Source organism: Paracoccus broussonetiae, from assembly GCF_031854425.1.
GTDB lineage: Bacteria > Pseudomonadota > Alphaproteobacteria > Rhodobacterales > Rhodobacteraceae > Paracoccus > Paracoccus broussonetiae.
Window position 1 is genome coordinate 284,102 of the sequence record NZ_JAVRQI010000004.1, and the last position, 13,930, is coordinate 298,031.

Sequence of the window (13,930 nt, forward strand, 5' to 3'; positions counted from 1 at the left end):
CGATAATAGGTCAGAAATTGCGAATGATTCAGAATATTATTGCCGCGAAATTCTCAGGTATTCCCTTCATGTCGCACCAAGTCTTCCTGGCACTTGTCGCCTTTGCCTTTGTCACCTCCATCACCCCTGGTCCCAACAACCTGATGCTGATGGCATCGGGGGCGAATTTCGGGATGCGCAGAACGCTTCCGCATATGCTGGGGGTCGCGCTGGGGTTCGGAGCCATGGTGGCGGTGCTTGGACTTGGCCTCGACCGGATCATCGCCAACTCGCCCGTCCTTGCGCAAGGCTTGAAGTGGATCAGTCTCGCATATGTGCTTTGGCTGGCGTGGAAAATCGCCCATTCCGCCCCGCCCGAGGCAAAGGGCGCGTCCTCTTCTTCGCGGCCGATGGGTTTCGTCGCGGCCTGCGCGTTCCAATGGGTCAACCCAAAGGCGTGGATGATGGCGCTGGGCGCGCTTTCGGCCTATGCGGTCGGGACCGGGGGCGCGATCGGGGTCGCGCTGGTCTTCACGCTGGTGAACCTGCCGTCAGTCGCCGTCTGGGCGGCAATGGGGCAGGGGCTGCGGGGCTGGTTGCAGAACCCGAGCCGCCTGCGCATCTTCAACTGGACGATGGCCCTGCTGCTGGTCGGCTCGATGCTGCCGGTGCTCAGCCAGCATTAAGCGCGATCAGCGCGCCGACCCCCAGCACGATCAGCGCCATGCCGAAAAGCTGCCTGCGGCTGGCGCCTTCACGCAGCACCTTGCGCGAGACAAGCTGCGCCATGCCGACCTCGATCAGCGCCAGCGTGCGGACATTGGCAGCGGCGGTCAGCGCGAAGCCCAGAAACCAGAAGAGCGACGCGAAAGAGCCAAGGAACCCGGCCCAAAGCGATCCGCGCCAGTGCCGCGCGATGCCCTGAAGCGCCGGACGGTCGGCCAGGCCCAGCCAGACCAGCATCACCAGCGTCTGGGCCAGCAGGCCCAGCACCAGAACGGTTCCGGCCCGCGTGACATAGCCGCCATCCGGCAGCGCCAGGATCGCGCCCCGGAATCCGATCGCCGAAAGGCCGAAAAGCCCGCCTGCGATCAGCCCGGTCAGGGCGGCGCGCCAGCCACCACTGCGCCAGTCGGTGCCGGACATCAGGATGACACCCAGGGTGGCGGTGGCGATGGCGGCCAGCCGCCCCGCGCCCATCGGCTCGGCCAGCACGACCGCGCCGATCAGGGCAAGGCTGACCGGCTCGGTCTTGATCAGGGCCGTCGTGACGCCGAAGCCCCGGCTTTTCATGATGACCAGCATCAGCGCCGTCGCCGCGATCTGGCTGGAGGCGCCAAGCGCGACCCAGCCCAGCACGGCGGCGTCGGGCATCGGGATCGGAGAGATCAGCGACCACAGCAGCAGGAACGCCGCGGCAAAGGGCAGGCCGAACAGGAAACGCACGGCGGTCGCGCCCATCGTCCCGATTTCGACCGTCAGGTTGCGCTGCGCCGCATTTCGCGCCGTCTGCGCGGCCGAAGCGATGAGCGTCGCGATGATCCACATGGTTCAGCCCCGGATCGCCGCGATCATGCGCGAGACATTGTCCGGATCGGCATCAGGGGTGATGCCATGCCCAAGGTTGAAGATATGCGGCCCGCCGGAAAAGGCCCGGACCACGCGGCGGGTCTCGGTCTCCAGCGCGTCGCCGCCCTGAACCAGCAGGCGGGGGTCAAGGTTCCCCTGAACGCAACCATCCTTCTGGACCTCGGCCGCGGCCCAGTCGGCACTGACCGAGTTGTCCAGCGCCACGCAATCGGCGCCAGTCGCGCGGGCGAAGCCGGCATAGCGCGGCCCCGCTTCGCGCGGAAAGGCGATGACGGGCAGGTGCGGGTGCCGGGCCTTCAGCGCCGCGATGATCCTTTGCGCGGGCTTCAGCGCGAAATCGTCGAAGTCTCGTCCGCGCAGCGACCCGGCCCAGCTGTCGAAGAGTTTCACGACCTCGGCCCCGGCGGCGACCTGCGCCAGAAGATAGGCGATGGTGGCTTCTGTCACGCGGTCGATCAGGGCGGAAAACGCCTCGCGATCGGCATCCTTGAAGGCGTGGGCCGGACCCTGGTCGGGTGTGCCGCGCCCGGCGATCATATAGGTCGCAACCGTCCAGGGTGCGCCCGCAAAACCGATCAGCGTCGTCCTGTCCGGCAGTTCGCGGGACAGGATCCGCACCGTCTCATAGACGGGCGACAGTGTCTCGTGGATGGCGTCGACCGGTTTCAGTGCCGCGACCTCGGCTGCACTGGTGACTGTCGACAGGCGCGGGCCTTCGCCGGTCACGAACCACAGGTCCAGACCCAGCGCCTGCGGGATCAGCAGGATGTCCGCGAACAGGATCGCCGCGTCGAAGTCATAGCGCCGGATCGGCTGCAGTGTGACCTCGGCCGCAAGATCGGGCGTATAGCACAGCGACAGGAAGTCGCCCGCCTGCGCCCGCGTCGCGCGGTATTCGGGAAGGTAACGCCCCGCCTGCCGCATCATCCAGACCGGAGGCACCGGCAGTCGCTCGCCCGCAAGGGCACGCAGAATGGTCTTCTGTGTCATGTTCACCTCGTTCAGGCCTTCATGGCGCGCGCGTCCCCGTTGTCAAGGGCGCGGCCGTTCGGTAATCCCGGTGGCATGACCCAGATGCCCGACCCCCAGACCCCCCTTCGCATCGGCACGCGCGGCTCGGCGCTGGCGCTGGCGCAGGCGCATGAGACCCGCGATCGGCTGATGGCAGCGCATGGCCTGCCTCAGGATGCGTTCCAGATCGTGGTCATCAAGACCACCGGAGATCGCGTGCAGGACCGCCCGCTGAAAGAGATCGGCGGCAAGGGCCTGTTCACCCGCGAGATCGAGGATGCGCTGACCGACGGCGGGATCGACATTGCCGTCCACTCGATGAAGGACATGCCGACGCTTCAGCCCCAAGGGTTGCTCATCGACTGTTATCTTCCCCGAGAGGATGTGCGGGACGGCTTCGTCTCGTCCCGTTTCGGGTCTGTCGCAGACTTGCCGCAAGGCGCGGTCGTCGGTTCGTCCAGCCTGCGCCGTCGCGCGCAGCTTGCGGCGCGGCGGCCCGATCTGCAGCTGGTCGAGTTTCGGGGAAACGTCCAGACGCGCTTGAAAAAGCTTGAAGAAGGCGTCGCGGTTGCGACTTTCCTTGCGATGGCGGGCCTGTCGCGGCTGGGCATGGCGCATGTCGCGAAAAGCGCGATCGAGCCGGAAGAAATGCTTCCCGCGGTTGCGCAAGGCTGCATCGGTGTCGAACGGCGGGCGGAGGATGACCGGGTGGCCGCACTTCTTGCGCCGATCAGCCACGTACCCTCGGCCGTGCGGGTCGCGGCGGAGCGCGCCTTCCTCGCGCGGCTTGACGGGTCGTGCCAGACACCCATCGCGGGGCTGGCCGAGATCAGGGGTGATGAACTGCTTCTGCGGGGAGAGATCCTGCGCCCCGATGGCGGCGAGGTCATTTTCGGCGAACGCCGCGGCACCTTGGCGGACGGTCCGGCAATGGGCACCGATCTGGCCGGGGAATTGCTGGGTCGCGCGCCCGCGGGCTTCTTCGACTGGCGTTAGGCCAGAAGCAGTAGGACCAGCCCCAGCCCTGCCAGCAGCACCATGCGGCGGTAAAGCGTCAACCCGCGTCCAAGATCTGCCGCGTCGGGATCCGACGCGGCGGGGTTCAGCCACGGCTCGACCGACTCGATCCCGTGATAGCTGCGCGGCCCGGACAGGCGGATGTCGAGTGCGCCGGCCATTGCCGCCTCGGGCCAGCCGGCATTGGGTGAGCGGTGGCGGCGGGCATCGCGCCACATCACCCGGAACGCCCGCCGCGAGCCGCTGGCCAGCACGAACAGTGCGCCCGTCAACCGTGAGGCCGGCAGGTTCACCACGTCGTCCAGCCGCGCCGCCACGCGCCCGAACAGGGCGTGGCGAGGGCTCATATGCCCGATCATGGAATCAAGCGTATTGATCGCTTTGTAGGCGGCGATCCCCGGCAATCCCGCCATGGCGGCCCAGAACAGCGGCGCGATGATCCCATCCGAACTGTTCTCGGCCAGGCTTTCCAGCGCCGCCCGCGCGATGGGGGCGGGGTCATCGGACAGGTCGCGCCCCACGATCATCGCGGCGGCCTGACGCGCCTGCGCCATGTCGCCCTGCTGCAGGGGGCGCGCCACTGCGGCGACGTGATCGTGAAGCGAGCGTGCGGCGACCAGCGGCCACGCCAGCACCCCCAGCAGGAACGGCCCAAGGGGAAGGTCGCCCAACAGTCGGACCAGCAGCATCGTGGGCGCAATCGCGACCCCCAGCGTCACGGCCACGGCCAAGGCGCCGCGCATGATCTTGTGGCCACCCCGGTTCAGCCGCCGGTCCAGCCACGCGATCAGCGCCCCGATCCAGACCACCGGATGCGAGATGCGACGATACAGCGCATCCGGCCAACCGATGGCCGCATCGATCAGCAGGGCGACCAGCGCCACGGTCAGGGTCTCGGGCGACAGGATCATGGCGCGATCCTGTTCACGGCCTCGACCGCCCAGCCGCCGGACGAATGCGACAGGATGGTCAGGGACAGGGGTGCCACTGAAAAGGACAGCGCCGCTGGTCCCACCGCCAGCGCCAGTGCGGCGCGCACGGTTCCCGCATGGGCGACAATGGCCGTGGTGCCGGTCGCGCGCGCCAGCAGGGGCTGCACTCGCGCGGCCATGTCCAGAAAGCTTTCGCCCTGTGGGGGGCGCTGCGCGGCCAGCCGTTCGGGGGGCAGGATGCCCAGATCGGGAATGCCGTCCTGTTCCCATGCCCCGAAATCCTGTTCCCACAGGTCCGGCAGGAATTCTGGCGCGAGCCCCATCGCCGCGCAGGTCTGGCGGCACCGCAGTGCCGGGCTGGACCAGATGTGATCGACCCCGCTCAACTGTCCGCGCAGCCAGTCGAGCGCGCCCCGATCCGTGCAATCCGCGGGCACGTCCCGACGCCCCGCAAGCCCGGCAACCGCCAGCGGGGCGTGACGCGCGATGAGCAGGCGGGCAGGGCGGTCCATGCGTTTCCTCGGCGCGAAGCGGGGACGGGGGGCGTTTGCGGGGCATGGATCGCGTGCGGCCTTGCCCATGTCAACCACGCTTCCCGCTTGCCCGACTCGGGCCCTGCCGCCAGCATCGCGGGTGTCGGGGCTTGACGCGCGCTCGGCATGCGACGCATAAACAATGGAAATGAACAGTTGTTCAATAATCGGAAGGGAGGCGCCGATGTTCACCACCGGGATGCAGTTCGACCTGGGCGAGGACGTCAATGCCCTGCGCGACATGGTGCATCGCTGGGCGCAGGACCGGCTGAAGCCTATTGCGGCGGATGTCGATCGCACGAACGCCTTTCCGAATGAACTCTGGCCCGAGATGGGCGCGCTGGGCCTTCTGGGGATAACCGTCCCCGAGGCTTGGGGCGGCGCGGGCATGGGCTATCTGGCTCATGTCGTCGCGACCGAGGAAATCGCCCGCGCCAGCGCCAGCATCAGCCTGTCCTATGGCGCGCATTCGAATCTTTGCGTGAACCAGATCAAGCTGAACGGCACCGATGAACAGCGCGCGAAATACTTGCCAGGCCTGTGCAGCGGCACGGCGGTCGGTGCCCTTGCCATGTCCGAGGAAGGGGCGGGCAGCGACGTCGTCTCGATGAAGCTGCGCGCGGAAAAGCGCAATGACCGCTATGTCCTGAACGGCAACAAGTATTGGATCACCAACGCCCCTGATGCCGATACGCTGGTCGTCTATGCCAAGACCGACCCCGAGGCGGGCAGCAAGGGCATCACCGCTTTCATTGTCGAGCGCGGCATGGCGGGGTTCTCGACCAGCCCGCATTTCGACAAGCTAGGGATGCGCGGCTCGAACACGGGCGAGCTGATTTTCGAGAATTGCGAAGTGCCCTTCGAAAACGTGCTGGGGGCCGAGGGCAAGGGCGTGCGCGTCCTGATGTCCGGGCTTGATTACGAACGCCTTGTGCTGTCGGGGATCGGCACCGGCATCATGGCAGCCTGTCTGGACGAGGTGATGCCCTATGTCCGCGAACGCCGGCAGTTCGGCCAGCCCATCGGCTCGTTCCAGCTGATGCAGGGCAAGATCGCCGACATGTATGTCGCGCTGAATACCGCCCGCGCCTATGTCTATGAGGTCGCGCGCGCCTGCGATGCGGGCAAGGTCACGCGGCAGGATGCGGCAGGCGCGGTGCTTTACGCCAGCGAACAGGCGATGGTCCAGGCGCATCAGGCCGTGCAGGCGCTGGGCGGGGCGGGCTTCCTGAATGACAGCACGGTCAGCCGCCTGTTCCGCGACGCCAAGTTGATGGAGATTGGCGCCGGAACCTCGGAAATCCGCCGGATGCTGATCGGGCGGCAGTTGATGGAGATTGCGTGATGCGCATTTTGGCCCTTGCCCTGTTGCTGGCAACCCCGGCTGTCGCGGACGAACCCGCCTATGACCCGAACATCCTGACCGCCTGTCTGGACCGCACCGCCGGGGATACCGGGAATGCCCGCGTCTGCATCGGCGAGGCGTCGACCGCCTGCATGGCCAAGCCGGGCGGCGATACGACTGTCGGCATGGGAAATTGCCTTGCGGCCGAGACGAAGGATTGGGACGCGCTTCTGAACCGCGAATACACCCGACTGCTGAAGAGGGCCGAGGAGGCCGATGCCGACCTGGTCAAGCTTGGCTCGGCCGCCGATCCCGCCGCGCCGGTCCTGAAGCAGTCGCAGCGCGACTGGATCGCCTTTCGCGATTCGAGCTGCCGCTATGAAGCCGTGCGCTTTCAGGGCGGCACCGCCGGTGGTCCCGCGTCGGCAAATTGCATGATGCAGCTGACGGGGGAACAGGCCCTGCGGCTGCGCGACATGGGCCGGGACAACGAGGGCGCTCAATGATCCGCGCGGGCCTTGTCCTGATGGCGCTGTCTGTTCCTGCTTACGCGGGCGACGCCTCGGGTTTCGACCCCTTGGCGATCGACCAATGCCTGAAGGACGCCACGACCCAGGGTGCCCGCGCCGACTGCGCCGGAACGGGGATGGAGGCCTGCCTGACCTATGCCAAGGGGAAGTATTCGGGCGACGATCCGGATTTCCCGCTGGCGAATTGCCTTGATGCGTCGCATCAGGCTTGGGAGGCGAAGCTGACCGCGACTTATGACGCCGCGCTTCAGGACCAGTCCGCCAAGGGGATCAAGCCTGCCGAGATGCTGCGCCAGGCCGAACGCAGCTGGATCGCCTTTCGCGACGACCTGTGCAACCAGGCCAGAGATGCCGCGGGTGAGGACAAGGCCAAGCTTGCCGGGGCGCGCTGCATTCGCGACGAAACCGCCCGGCAGGTGGCGCTGCTGCTTTCCCTGGGCGATGCCGAATGACCCGCCCGCGCCGCGCAAGCCCACCCGTCACGAGGATCGCAAGATGAAGCTTGCCACCCAGGCCATCCGCTCATCCGACACGTTCCGCGCCAATCGCGAGGCGCATCTTGCGATGCTGGCCACCGTGCGCGAAGCGGCCCTTGCCGCCGCCGAGGGGGGTGGGCCGAAGGCGATGGAACGGCACGTCGCCCGTGGCAAGATGCCTCCGCGCGAAAGGGTCGCGAACCTGCTGGATCCCGGATCGTCCTTTCTGGAAATCGGGGCCACGGCGGCGCATGAGATGTATGACGGCGCGGCACCCGCAGCGGGCGTCATCGCCGGGATCGGGCGCGTTCACGGACAGGATGTGATGGTCGTCGCCAATGACGCGACCGTCAAGGGCGGCACCTATTATCCGATGACCGTGAAAAAGCACCTGCGCGCACAGGAGATCGCCGAGGAATGCCACCTTCCCTGCATCTATCTGGTCGACAGCGGCGGGGCGAACCTGCCCAATCAGGACGAGGTATTTCCCGACCGCGACCATTTCGGCCGCATCTTCTATAATCAGGCCCGCATGTCGGCCAAGGGTATCGCCCAGATCGCGGTGGTGATGGGCAGTTGCACGGCGGGGGGCGCCTATGTCCCGGCGATGTCGGACGTGACCATCATCGTGCGCAACCAGGGCACGATCTTCCTGGCCGGCCCGCCGCTGGTCCGTGCCGCGACCGGTGAGGTCGTCAGCGCCGAGGATCTGGGCGGCGGCGATGTCCATACCCGTCTCTCCGGCGTTGCCGATTACCTTGCCGAGGATGACGCCCATGCCCTTGCCCTGGCCCGCCGCGCAGTCGGCAGCCTGAACCGGGCTTTGCCCCAAGGCGTGCAGTGGCAAGCGGCCGAAGCACCCGCGCATGACCCCGACGATATCCTGGGCGTCGTGCCCGCCGATCTGCGCACCCCCTATGACATTCGCGAAGTCATCGCCCGCGTGGTCGACGGCTCGCGTTTCGATGAATTCAAGGCCCGCTTCGGTGAGACGCTGGTGACCGGCTTCGCCCATGTCGAGGGGTGTCCGGTCGGCATCGTCGCCAACAATGGGGTGATCTTCTCCGAGGCCGCGCAGAAGGGCGCGCATTTCATCGAGCTTTGCTCGATGCGGAACATCCCTCTGGTCTTTCTCCAGAACGTGACCGGCTTCATGGTCGGCCGCAAATACGAGAATGAAGGCATCGCCCGCCACGGCGCCAAGATGGTGACGGCAGTGGCGACGACCAATGTGCCGAAAATTACCATGCTGGTCGGGGGCAGTTTCGGCGCCGGGAATTACGGCATGTCGGGGCGCGCCTATTCACCGCGCTTTCTGTGGACCTGGCCGAACTCCCGCATCTCGGTCATGGGAGGAGAGCAGGCGGCAGGCGTCCTCGCCACTGTCCGTCGCGACGGGATCGAGCGCGCGGGCGGCACCTGGTCGCCCGAGGAAGAGGCCGAGTTCAAGCGCCCCACCATCCAGATGTTCGACCGCCAAAGCCATCCGCTTTATGCCTCGGCCCGGCTTTGGGACGATGGCGTCGTCGATCCGCGAAAGACCCGCGACGTGCTCTCCCTCAGCCTGCGCGCCAGTCTGAACGCTCCGATCCAGCCGACGCGCTTCGGCGTCTTCAGGATGTAGGCGGGATGGAGCGCGAACCCGGTATCCGCGTCTGGCAAGGCGACATCACCACGCTTCGGGTGGATGCCATCGTCAATGCCGCGAACCGCAGTCTGCTGGGCGGGGGTGGCGTCGATGGCGCGATCCACCGCGCCGCAGGTCCCGGCCTGCTGGAGGAATGCCGTGCGCTGGGCGGCTGTCCGACCGGAGAGGCGCGCATCACCGGGGGCTACCATCTGCCCGCGCGCCACATCATCCATGCTGTCGGTCCGGTCTGGCAAGGCGGCGACAGGGCCGAGGACGCACATCTTGCCTCGGCTTATCGCAGCGCGCTTGACCTGGCCCGCACCAACGGACTTGCAACCATTGCCTTTCCCGCGATCTCGACCGGCATCTACGGCTTCCCGGCCGAGCGCGCGGCGGATATCGCGGTCGCGACCATTCGCAGGCATGGGGCGGGGCTGTCGGTCACGCTTGTCGCCTTCGATGACGCCACTGCGCGGATCCTGCAGGGGGCGCTTGGATGATTTCACTGTTTGCCAAATACCCCACGGGGGTCCGGGGGTGTGAAACCCCCGGTGCCGCCCCCGCCACCCGAGGTGCCGGATGTTCCGCAAGATCCTAATCGCCAATCGCGGCGAAATCGCCTGCCGCGTCATCGACACCGCCCGCAAGCTTGGCGTCGGCACCGTCGCCGTCTGGTCCGATGCGGACCGTGGCGCGCGCCATGTCGCACTGGCGGACGAGGCGGTCCATATCGGCGGCTCAGCGCCCCGCGACAGCTATCTGCGGGGCGACGCGATCATCCGCGCGGCGCTTGAAACCGGCGCGCAGGCGATCCATCCCGGCTATGGCTTCCTCAGCGAGAACCCGGATTTCGTTGATGCGGTGACGGCGGCGGGTCTTGTCTTCATCGGCCCTTCGGCGGCGGCGATCCGCAAGATGGGACTGAAGGACGCGGCCAAGGTGCTGATGGAGCGCGCGGGCGTCCCGGTCGTGCCGGGTTATCACGGCGCGGATCAGGACAGTGCCCATTTGGCCCGGCAGGCCGACGGCATCGGCTATCCGGTGCTGATCAAGGCCGTCGCCGGCGGTGGCGGCAAAGGGATGCGGCTGGTGGAAAGCCCGGCGGACTTCGCTGCGGCCCTTGCCTCGGCCCAGGGCGAGGCCGCGACCGCATTCGGCAACTCCGCCGTGCTGATCGAGAAGTTCGTCCCCAAGCCTCGCCACATCGAGGTGCAGGTCTTTGGCGACGGTATTCGGGCGGTCCACCTGTTCGAGCGCGACTGCTCGCTGCAGCGCCGCCACCAGAAGGTGATCGAGGAAGCCCCGGCCCCCGGCATGACGCGTGCGATGCGTGCGGCCATGGGCGCGGCGGCGGTGCGCGCGGCCGAGGCGATCGGATATTCCGGGGCGGGAACCATCGAATTTATCGTCGACGGCTCGGACGGGCTGCGCCCTGACCGCTTCTGGTTCATGGAAATGAACACCCGCCTGCAGGTCGAGCACCCCGTTACCGAGGCGATTACCGGCATCGATCTGGTCGAATGGCAATTGCGCGTCGCCAGCGGTGAGAATCTGCCGCTTCGGCAGGAAGATCTGCACATCACCGGCCACGCCTTCGAGGCGCGGCTTTACGCCGAGGATGTGCTCGCCGGGTTCCTGCCTGCGACCGGGACGCTGGCCCATCTGCGCTTTCCCGATACCGCGCGGATCGAAGCAGGCGTGCGGGCCGGGGATACGATCAGCCCCTGGTACGATCCGATGATCGCCAAGGTCGTGACCCATGGTGCGACGCGGGCCATCGCGCTGCGCGCGCTGGAAACCGCATTGGCCGAAACCGAGGTCGCGGGCTCTGTCACCAATGTCGATTTCCTGATCGCCCTGACCCGGCACGAGGGGTTCGGCCGCGGCGAGGTCGATACCGGACTGATCGGCCGCGATCTTGACGATCTGATCCGCGCGGCCGAGCCTGATCCCCGCGCGCGTGCCCTGGCCGTGCTGGGGCTTGCCGGGCTGGACGACCCCATGGTGCGCGGCGGCATCACGCTTTGGCAGCCTTTGCGCCGCACGATCGCGTGGCAGGGCGGCGACGCCGTGCTGGAGGTGCTTGGCCCCGGCGCCGCCCGGGTCACATTAGACGGCCGCACCCATGAGATCGGATATGAAGGCGGGCGCTGGTGGGTGGATGGCAGCCCCCGCCGCTCTCGCATCGTGACCCACGCGGCGGGAACCAGCGTCTTTGGCGGGCGCTCGCTGACGCTGGTGCCGCTTGATCCGCTGGCGCGCGGCGGGGCAGAGGTGGGTGGGGGCCTGACACTTTCGCCCATGCCGGGGCTGGTCAAGGCGGTTTTCGTGACCACCGGGCAGGAGGTCGCGAGCGGCGACCGGCTGGCCATCCTTGAGGCGATGAAGATGGAACATACCCTGACCGCCGCCCGCGATGGCCGCGTGGCCGAAGTGCTGGCCCGCGCTGGCGATCAGGTCGAGGCGGGCGCGCCCCTGATCCGGCTGGAGGATGAGGATGGCTGACCTGACGCTGTGGCATGTGCCTCTGTCCCGGTCGATGCGGGCGCTGTGGCTGCTGAACGAGATCGGCTGTCCCTTCACCCTGAAAGAGCTGGATTTCTTCGACGGCTCGATGCGCAAGCCCCCTTATTCCGGGGTCCATCCCGTGGGCCGTGTTCCCGCCCTTTGCTATGGCGGGGTCACGCTTCATGAATCCGGTGCGATTACCGAATGGCTGTGCGAGACCCGCGCCCCGCATCTGGGCCGCGCACCGGGAACCGAGGGACGGGCCGAATGGCTGGACTGGCTGCATTTCGGCGAGACGCTGGGCCAGCATCTGGCGAACCTGACCCAGCATCACATCATGCTGCGCGAGGACTGGCAGCGCTCACCGACCGTTATGAAGCTGGAGGCGGCGCGGCTTGCGCGCGCCCTGGGGCTGGTCGAACAGGCGCTTGAGACCCGCGACTGGCTGCTGGGCGAGTTTTCGGGCGTGGATTGCCAGATCGGCTATTCTGTCTGGCTTTCGACGCGCTTCGTGCGGTTGAACGAGCGTCCGCTGCTTGCGGCCTATGCGACGCGCTGCGCGGCCCGCCCCGCCTTTCGACGCGCTTTGCCGGGGCCGGGAACACGCGTGATCTATGACCGCGATTTCTACGAGGTGCCCGATGTCCAGGGCTGAAATCTTTGAAATGGGACCGCGCGACGGGCTGCAGAACGAAAAGCGTCGCATCCCCGCAGCCGAAAAGATCGCGCTGGTCGACCTGCTGTCGCGCGCCGGCTTTCGCCGGATCGAGGTGACAAGCTTCGTTTCCCCGAAATGGGTACCGCAGCTGGCCGACGCGGGCGAGGTCATGGCTGGCATCACCCGCGCACCCGGCATCAGCTATGCCGTCCTGACCCCGAACATGAAGGGATACGAAGGCGCGCGGGCCGCCCGCGCCGACGAGGTCGCGATCTTCGCCTCGGCCTCGGAAGGGTTCTCGCGCGCGAACCTGAACGCGGGCATTGCCGAAAGCCTGGAACGCTTTGCGCCGGTGGCGGCGGCGGCGCGGGCCGATGGCATTCCGGTCCGGGGCTATGTCTCGGTCGTGACGGATTGCCCCTATGACGGGCCGACGCCACCCGCGAATGTCGCCCGCGTCGCTGCGGCGCTGCGCGACCTGGGCTGCTATGAGATCAGCCTGGGCGACACGATCGGGCAGGGCCGCCCCGAAACGGTGGACGCGATGCTGTCAGCCGTTCTGCAGGAACTGCCGCCCGAGCGCCTTGCCGGGCATTTCCACGACACGGCGGGCCGCGCGCTTGCGAATGTCGATGCAAGTCTTGCGCGCGGTCTGAGGGTTTTCGACGCTGCGGTGGGCGGGCTTGGCGGTTGCCCCTATGCCCCCGGAGCCAAGGGAAATGTCGCGACCGAGGCCGTGGCCGCCCATCTTGCCGCACGGGGGTATCAGACCGGCCTTGATCCGGCGGTGATCGACAGTGCCGCCATGATGGCCCGCGCCATGCGGGCAGGAGGGGAATGATGCAGACGATCCGGATCGAGGTCGACCCGCGCGGCGTTGCCCATCTGTGGCTGGCCCGTCCCGACAAGCACAATGCCCTGTCGGCCGAGATGATCCACGCCCTGACCGAGGCCGCGGCCCTTCTGGCCGATGACAGCGCGGTCCGCGTGGTGGTGCTGGCGGCCGAGGGGAAAAGCTTCTGCGCGGGTGGCGATCTGGGCTGGATGCAGGACCAGATGCGCGCCAATGCCGATACCCGTCGCGCCGCTGCACGCGAGCTGGCGGGAATGCTGAACGCGCTGAACACCTTGCCGAAGCCGCTGATCGGGCGGGTTCAGGGCAATGCCTTCGGCGGCGGGATCGGCATGATCTCGGTCTGCGACGTGGCGATTTCGGTGCCCGAGGCGCGATTTGCCCTGACCGAGACGCGGCTGGGCCTGATCCCCGCGACCATCGGTCCCTATGTCGTCGCCAGGCTGGGCGAGGCAAGGGCACGCCGCGTCTTCATGTCCGGTCGCGCCTTTGGCGCGGATGAGGCGATGCGCTTTGATCTGGTGGCCCGCATTGCCGGGGCAGATCAGCTTGACGCCGCGGTCGAGGCCGAGGTTGCGCCCTATCTGTCCTGCGCGCCCGGCGCGGTTGCCGCGGCCAAGCGCCTTGTCCGCGATCTTGGTCCGCGTCTGGACCAGCAGGTGATCGACCACACGGTCGAAGCACTGGTCCGCGTCTGGGAAGGGGACGAGGCGCCCGAGGGCATTGCCGCCTTTTTCGACAAGCGCAAGCCGCACTGGCAGGTCTAGCCTTGCGCTGAGCGCATGGCCGGACTGTGCTGGGGTGATGCTGACAGGAGAAGGGGCGATCTGTTATCGCCATCACAACTCCCCCTCAGCCCGGAACGTGA

15 protein-coding genes are annotated in these 13,930 nt (G+C 67.4%); 11 read left to right on the forward strand and 4 right to left on the reverse strand.

Annotated features, from left to right (window positions below; translation table 11 throughout):
* The first annotated feature begins 68 nt into the window (after positions 1 to 68).
* A complete protein-coding gene (locus RM190_RS07190) occupies positions 69 to 665 on the forward strand; it encodes a LysE family translocator (protein WP_311758728.1) in 597 nt (198 codons plus the stop codon).
* Here RM190_RS07190 and RM190_RS07195 read toward each other — a convergent pair.
* Positions 652 to 1,527 (reverse strand): DMT family transporter, encoded by an 876-nt coding sequence (locus RM190_RS07195; protein WP_311758729.1) that lies wholly within the window; start codon positions 1,525 to 1,527, stop codon positions 652 to 654. The genes RM190_RS07190 and RM190_RS07195 overlap by 14 nt on opposite strands.
* A gap of 3 nt (positions 1,528 to 1,530) precedes the next feature.
* Positions 1,531 to 2,559 carry a uroporphyrinogen decarboxylase gene (gene hemE, locus RM190_RS07200; RefSeq protein WP_311758730.1) on the reverse strand — a complete coding sequence of 343 codons (1,029 nt, stop codon included), beginning with the start codon at positions 2,557 to 2,559 and terminating at the stop codon, positions 1,531 to 1,533.
* A gap of 75 nt (positions 2,560 to 2,634) precedes the next feature.
* On the opposite strand from hemE, the gene hemC reads away from it, so the two are divergent.
* Positions 2,635 to 3,576 (forward strand): hydroxymethylbilane synthase, encoded by a 942-nt coding sequence (hemC, locus tag RM190_RS07205; protein WP_311758731.1) that lies wholly within the window; start codon positions 2,635 to 2,637, stop codon positions 3,574 to 3,576.
* On the opposite strand, the gene cbiB is transcribed toward hemC, so the two are convergent.
* Both cbiB and RM190_RS07215 read right to left on the reverse strand, forming a co-directional pair.
* Positions 3,573 to 4,508 carry an adenosylcobinamide-phosphate synthase CbiB gene (cbiB, locus tag RM190_RS07210; RefSeq protein WP_311758732.1) on the reverse strand — a complete coding sequence of 312 codons (936 nt, stop codon included), beginning with the start codon at positions 4,506 to 4,508 and terminating at the stop codon, positions 3,573 to 3,575. The genes hemC and cbiB overlap by 4 nt on opposite strands.
* Positions 4,505 to 5,041, reverse strand: coding sequence for a histidine phosphatase family protein (locus tag RM190_RS07215; protein ID WP_311758733.1), 537 nt, complete (start codon positions 5,039 to 5,041; stop codon positions 4,505 to 4,507). Before RM190_RS07215 ends, cbiB begins: the two co-directional genes overlap by 4 nt.
* Positions 5,042 to 5,246: 205 nt before the next feature.
* Between RM190_RS07215 and RM190_RS07220 the strand changes: the two genes are divergently transcribed.
* From RM190_RS07220 to RM190_RS07260, 9 genes are all read left to right on the forward strand, one after another.
* Positions 5,247 to 6,407: an isovaleryl-CoA dehydrogenase gene (locus RM190_RS07220; RefSeq protein ID WP_311758734.1), complete on the forward strand. Its 1,161-nt coding sequence runs from the start codon at positions 5,247 to 5,249 to the stop codon at positions 6,405 to 6,407.
* Positions 6,407 to 6,913, forward strand: coding sequence for a lysozyme inhibitor LprI family protein (locus tag RM190_RS07225; RefSeq protein WP_311758735.1), 507 nt, complete (start codon positions 6,407 to 6,409; stop codon positions 6,911 to 6,913). The genes RM190_RS07220 and RM190_RS07225 overlap by 1 nt, the downstream gene beginning before the upstream one ends.
* On the forward strand, positions 6,910 to 7,389 hold the full coding sequence (locus RM190_RS07230) for a lysozyme inhibitor LprI family protein (protein ID WP_311758736.1): 480 nt from the start codon (positions 6,910 to 6,912) through the stop codon (positions 7,387 to 7,389). Before RM190_RS07225 ends, RM190_RS07230 begins: the two co-directional genes overlap by 4 nt.
* A 43-nt stretch (positions 7,390 to 7,432) precedes the next feature.
* Positions 7,433 to 9,037, forward strand: a complete 1,605-nt coding sequence (locus tag RM190_RS07235; protein WP_311758737.1) for a carboxyl transferase domain-containing protein — start codon at positions 7,433 to 7,435, stop codon at positions 9,035 to 9,037.
* Between the two features lie 5 nt (positions 9,038 to 9,042).
* Positions 9,043 to 9,543, forward strand: a complete 501-nt coding sequence (locus tag RM190_RS07240; protein ID WP_311758738.1) for an O-acetyl-ADP-ribose deacetylase — start codon at positions 9,043 to 9,045, stop codon at positions 9,541 to 9,543.
* A gap of 79 nt (positions 9,544 to 9,622) precedes the next feature.
* The gene (locus RM190_RS07245) at positions 9,623 to 11,548 is read left to right on the forward strand and encodes an ATP-binding protein (protein ID WP_311758739.1); all 1,926 of its coding nucleotides are present in this window, start codon (positions 9,623 to 9,625) and stop codon (positions 11,546 to 11,548) included.
* Entirely contained in the window at positions 11,541 to 12,206 is a 666-nt protein-coding gene (locus RM190_RS07250) for a glutathione S-transferase family protein (protein WP_311758740.1), read from the forward strand. Before RM190_RS07245 ends, RM190_RS07250 begins: the two co-directional genes overlap by 8 nt.
* The gene (locus tag RM190_RS07255) at positions 12,193 to 13,050 is read left to right on the forward strand and encodes a hydroxymethylglutaryl-CoA lyase (protein WP_311758741.1); all 858 of its coding nucleotides are present in this window, start codon (positions 12,193 to 12,195) and stop codon (positions 13,048 to 13,050) included. Before RM190_RS07250 ends, RM190_RS07255 begins: the two co-directional genes overlap by 14 nt.
* On the forward strand, positions 13,047 to 13,829 hold the full coding sequence (locus RM190_RS07260) for a crotonase/enoyl-CoA hydratase family protein (protein WP_311758742.1): 783 nt from the start codon (positions 13,047 to 13,049) through the stop codon (positions 13,827 to 13,829). The genes RM190_RS07255 and RM190_RS07260 overlap by 4 nt, the downstream gene beginning before the upstream one ends.
* Positions 13,830 to 13,930: the final 101 nt, after the last annotated feature.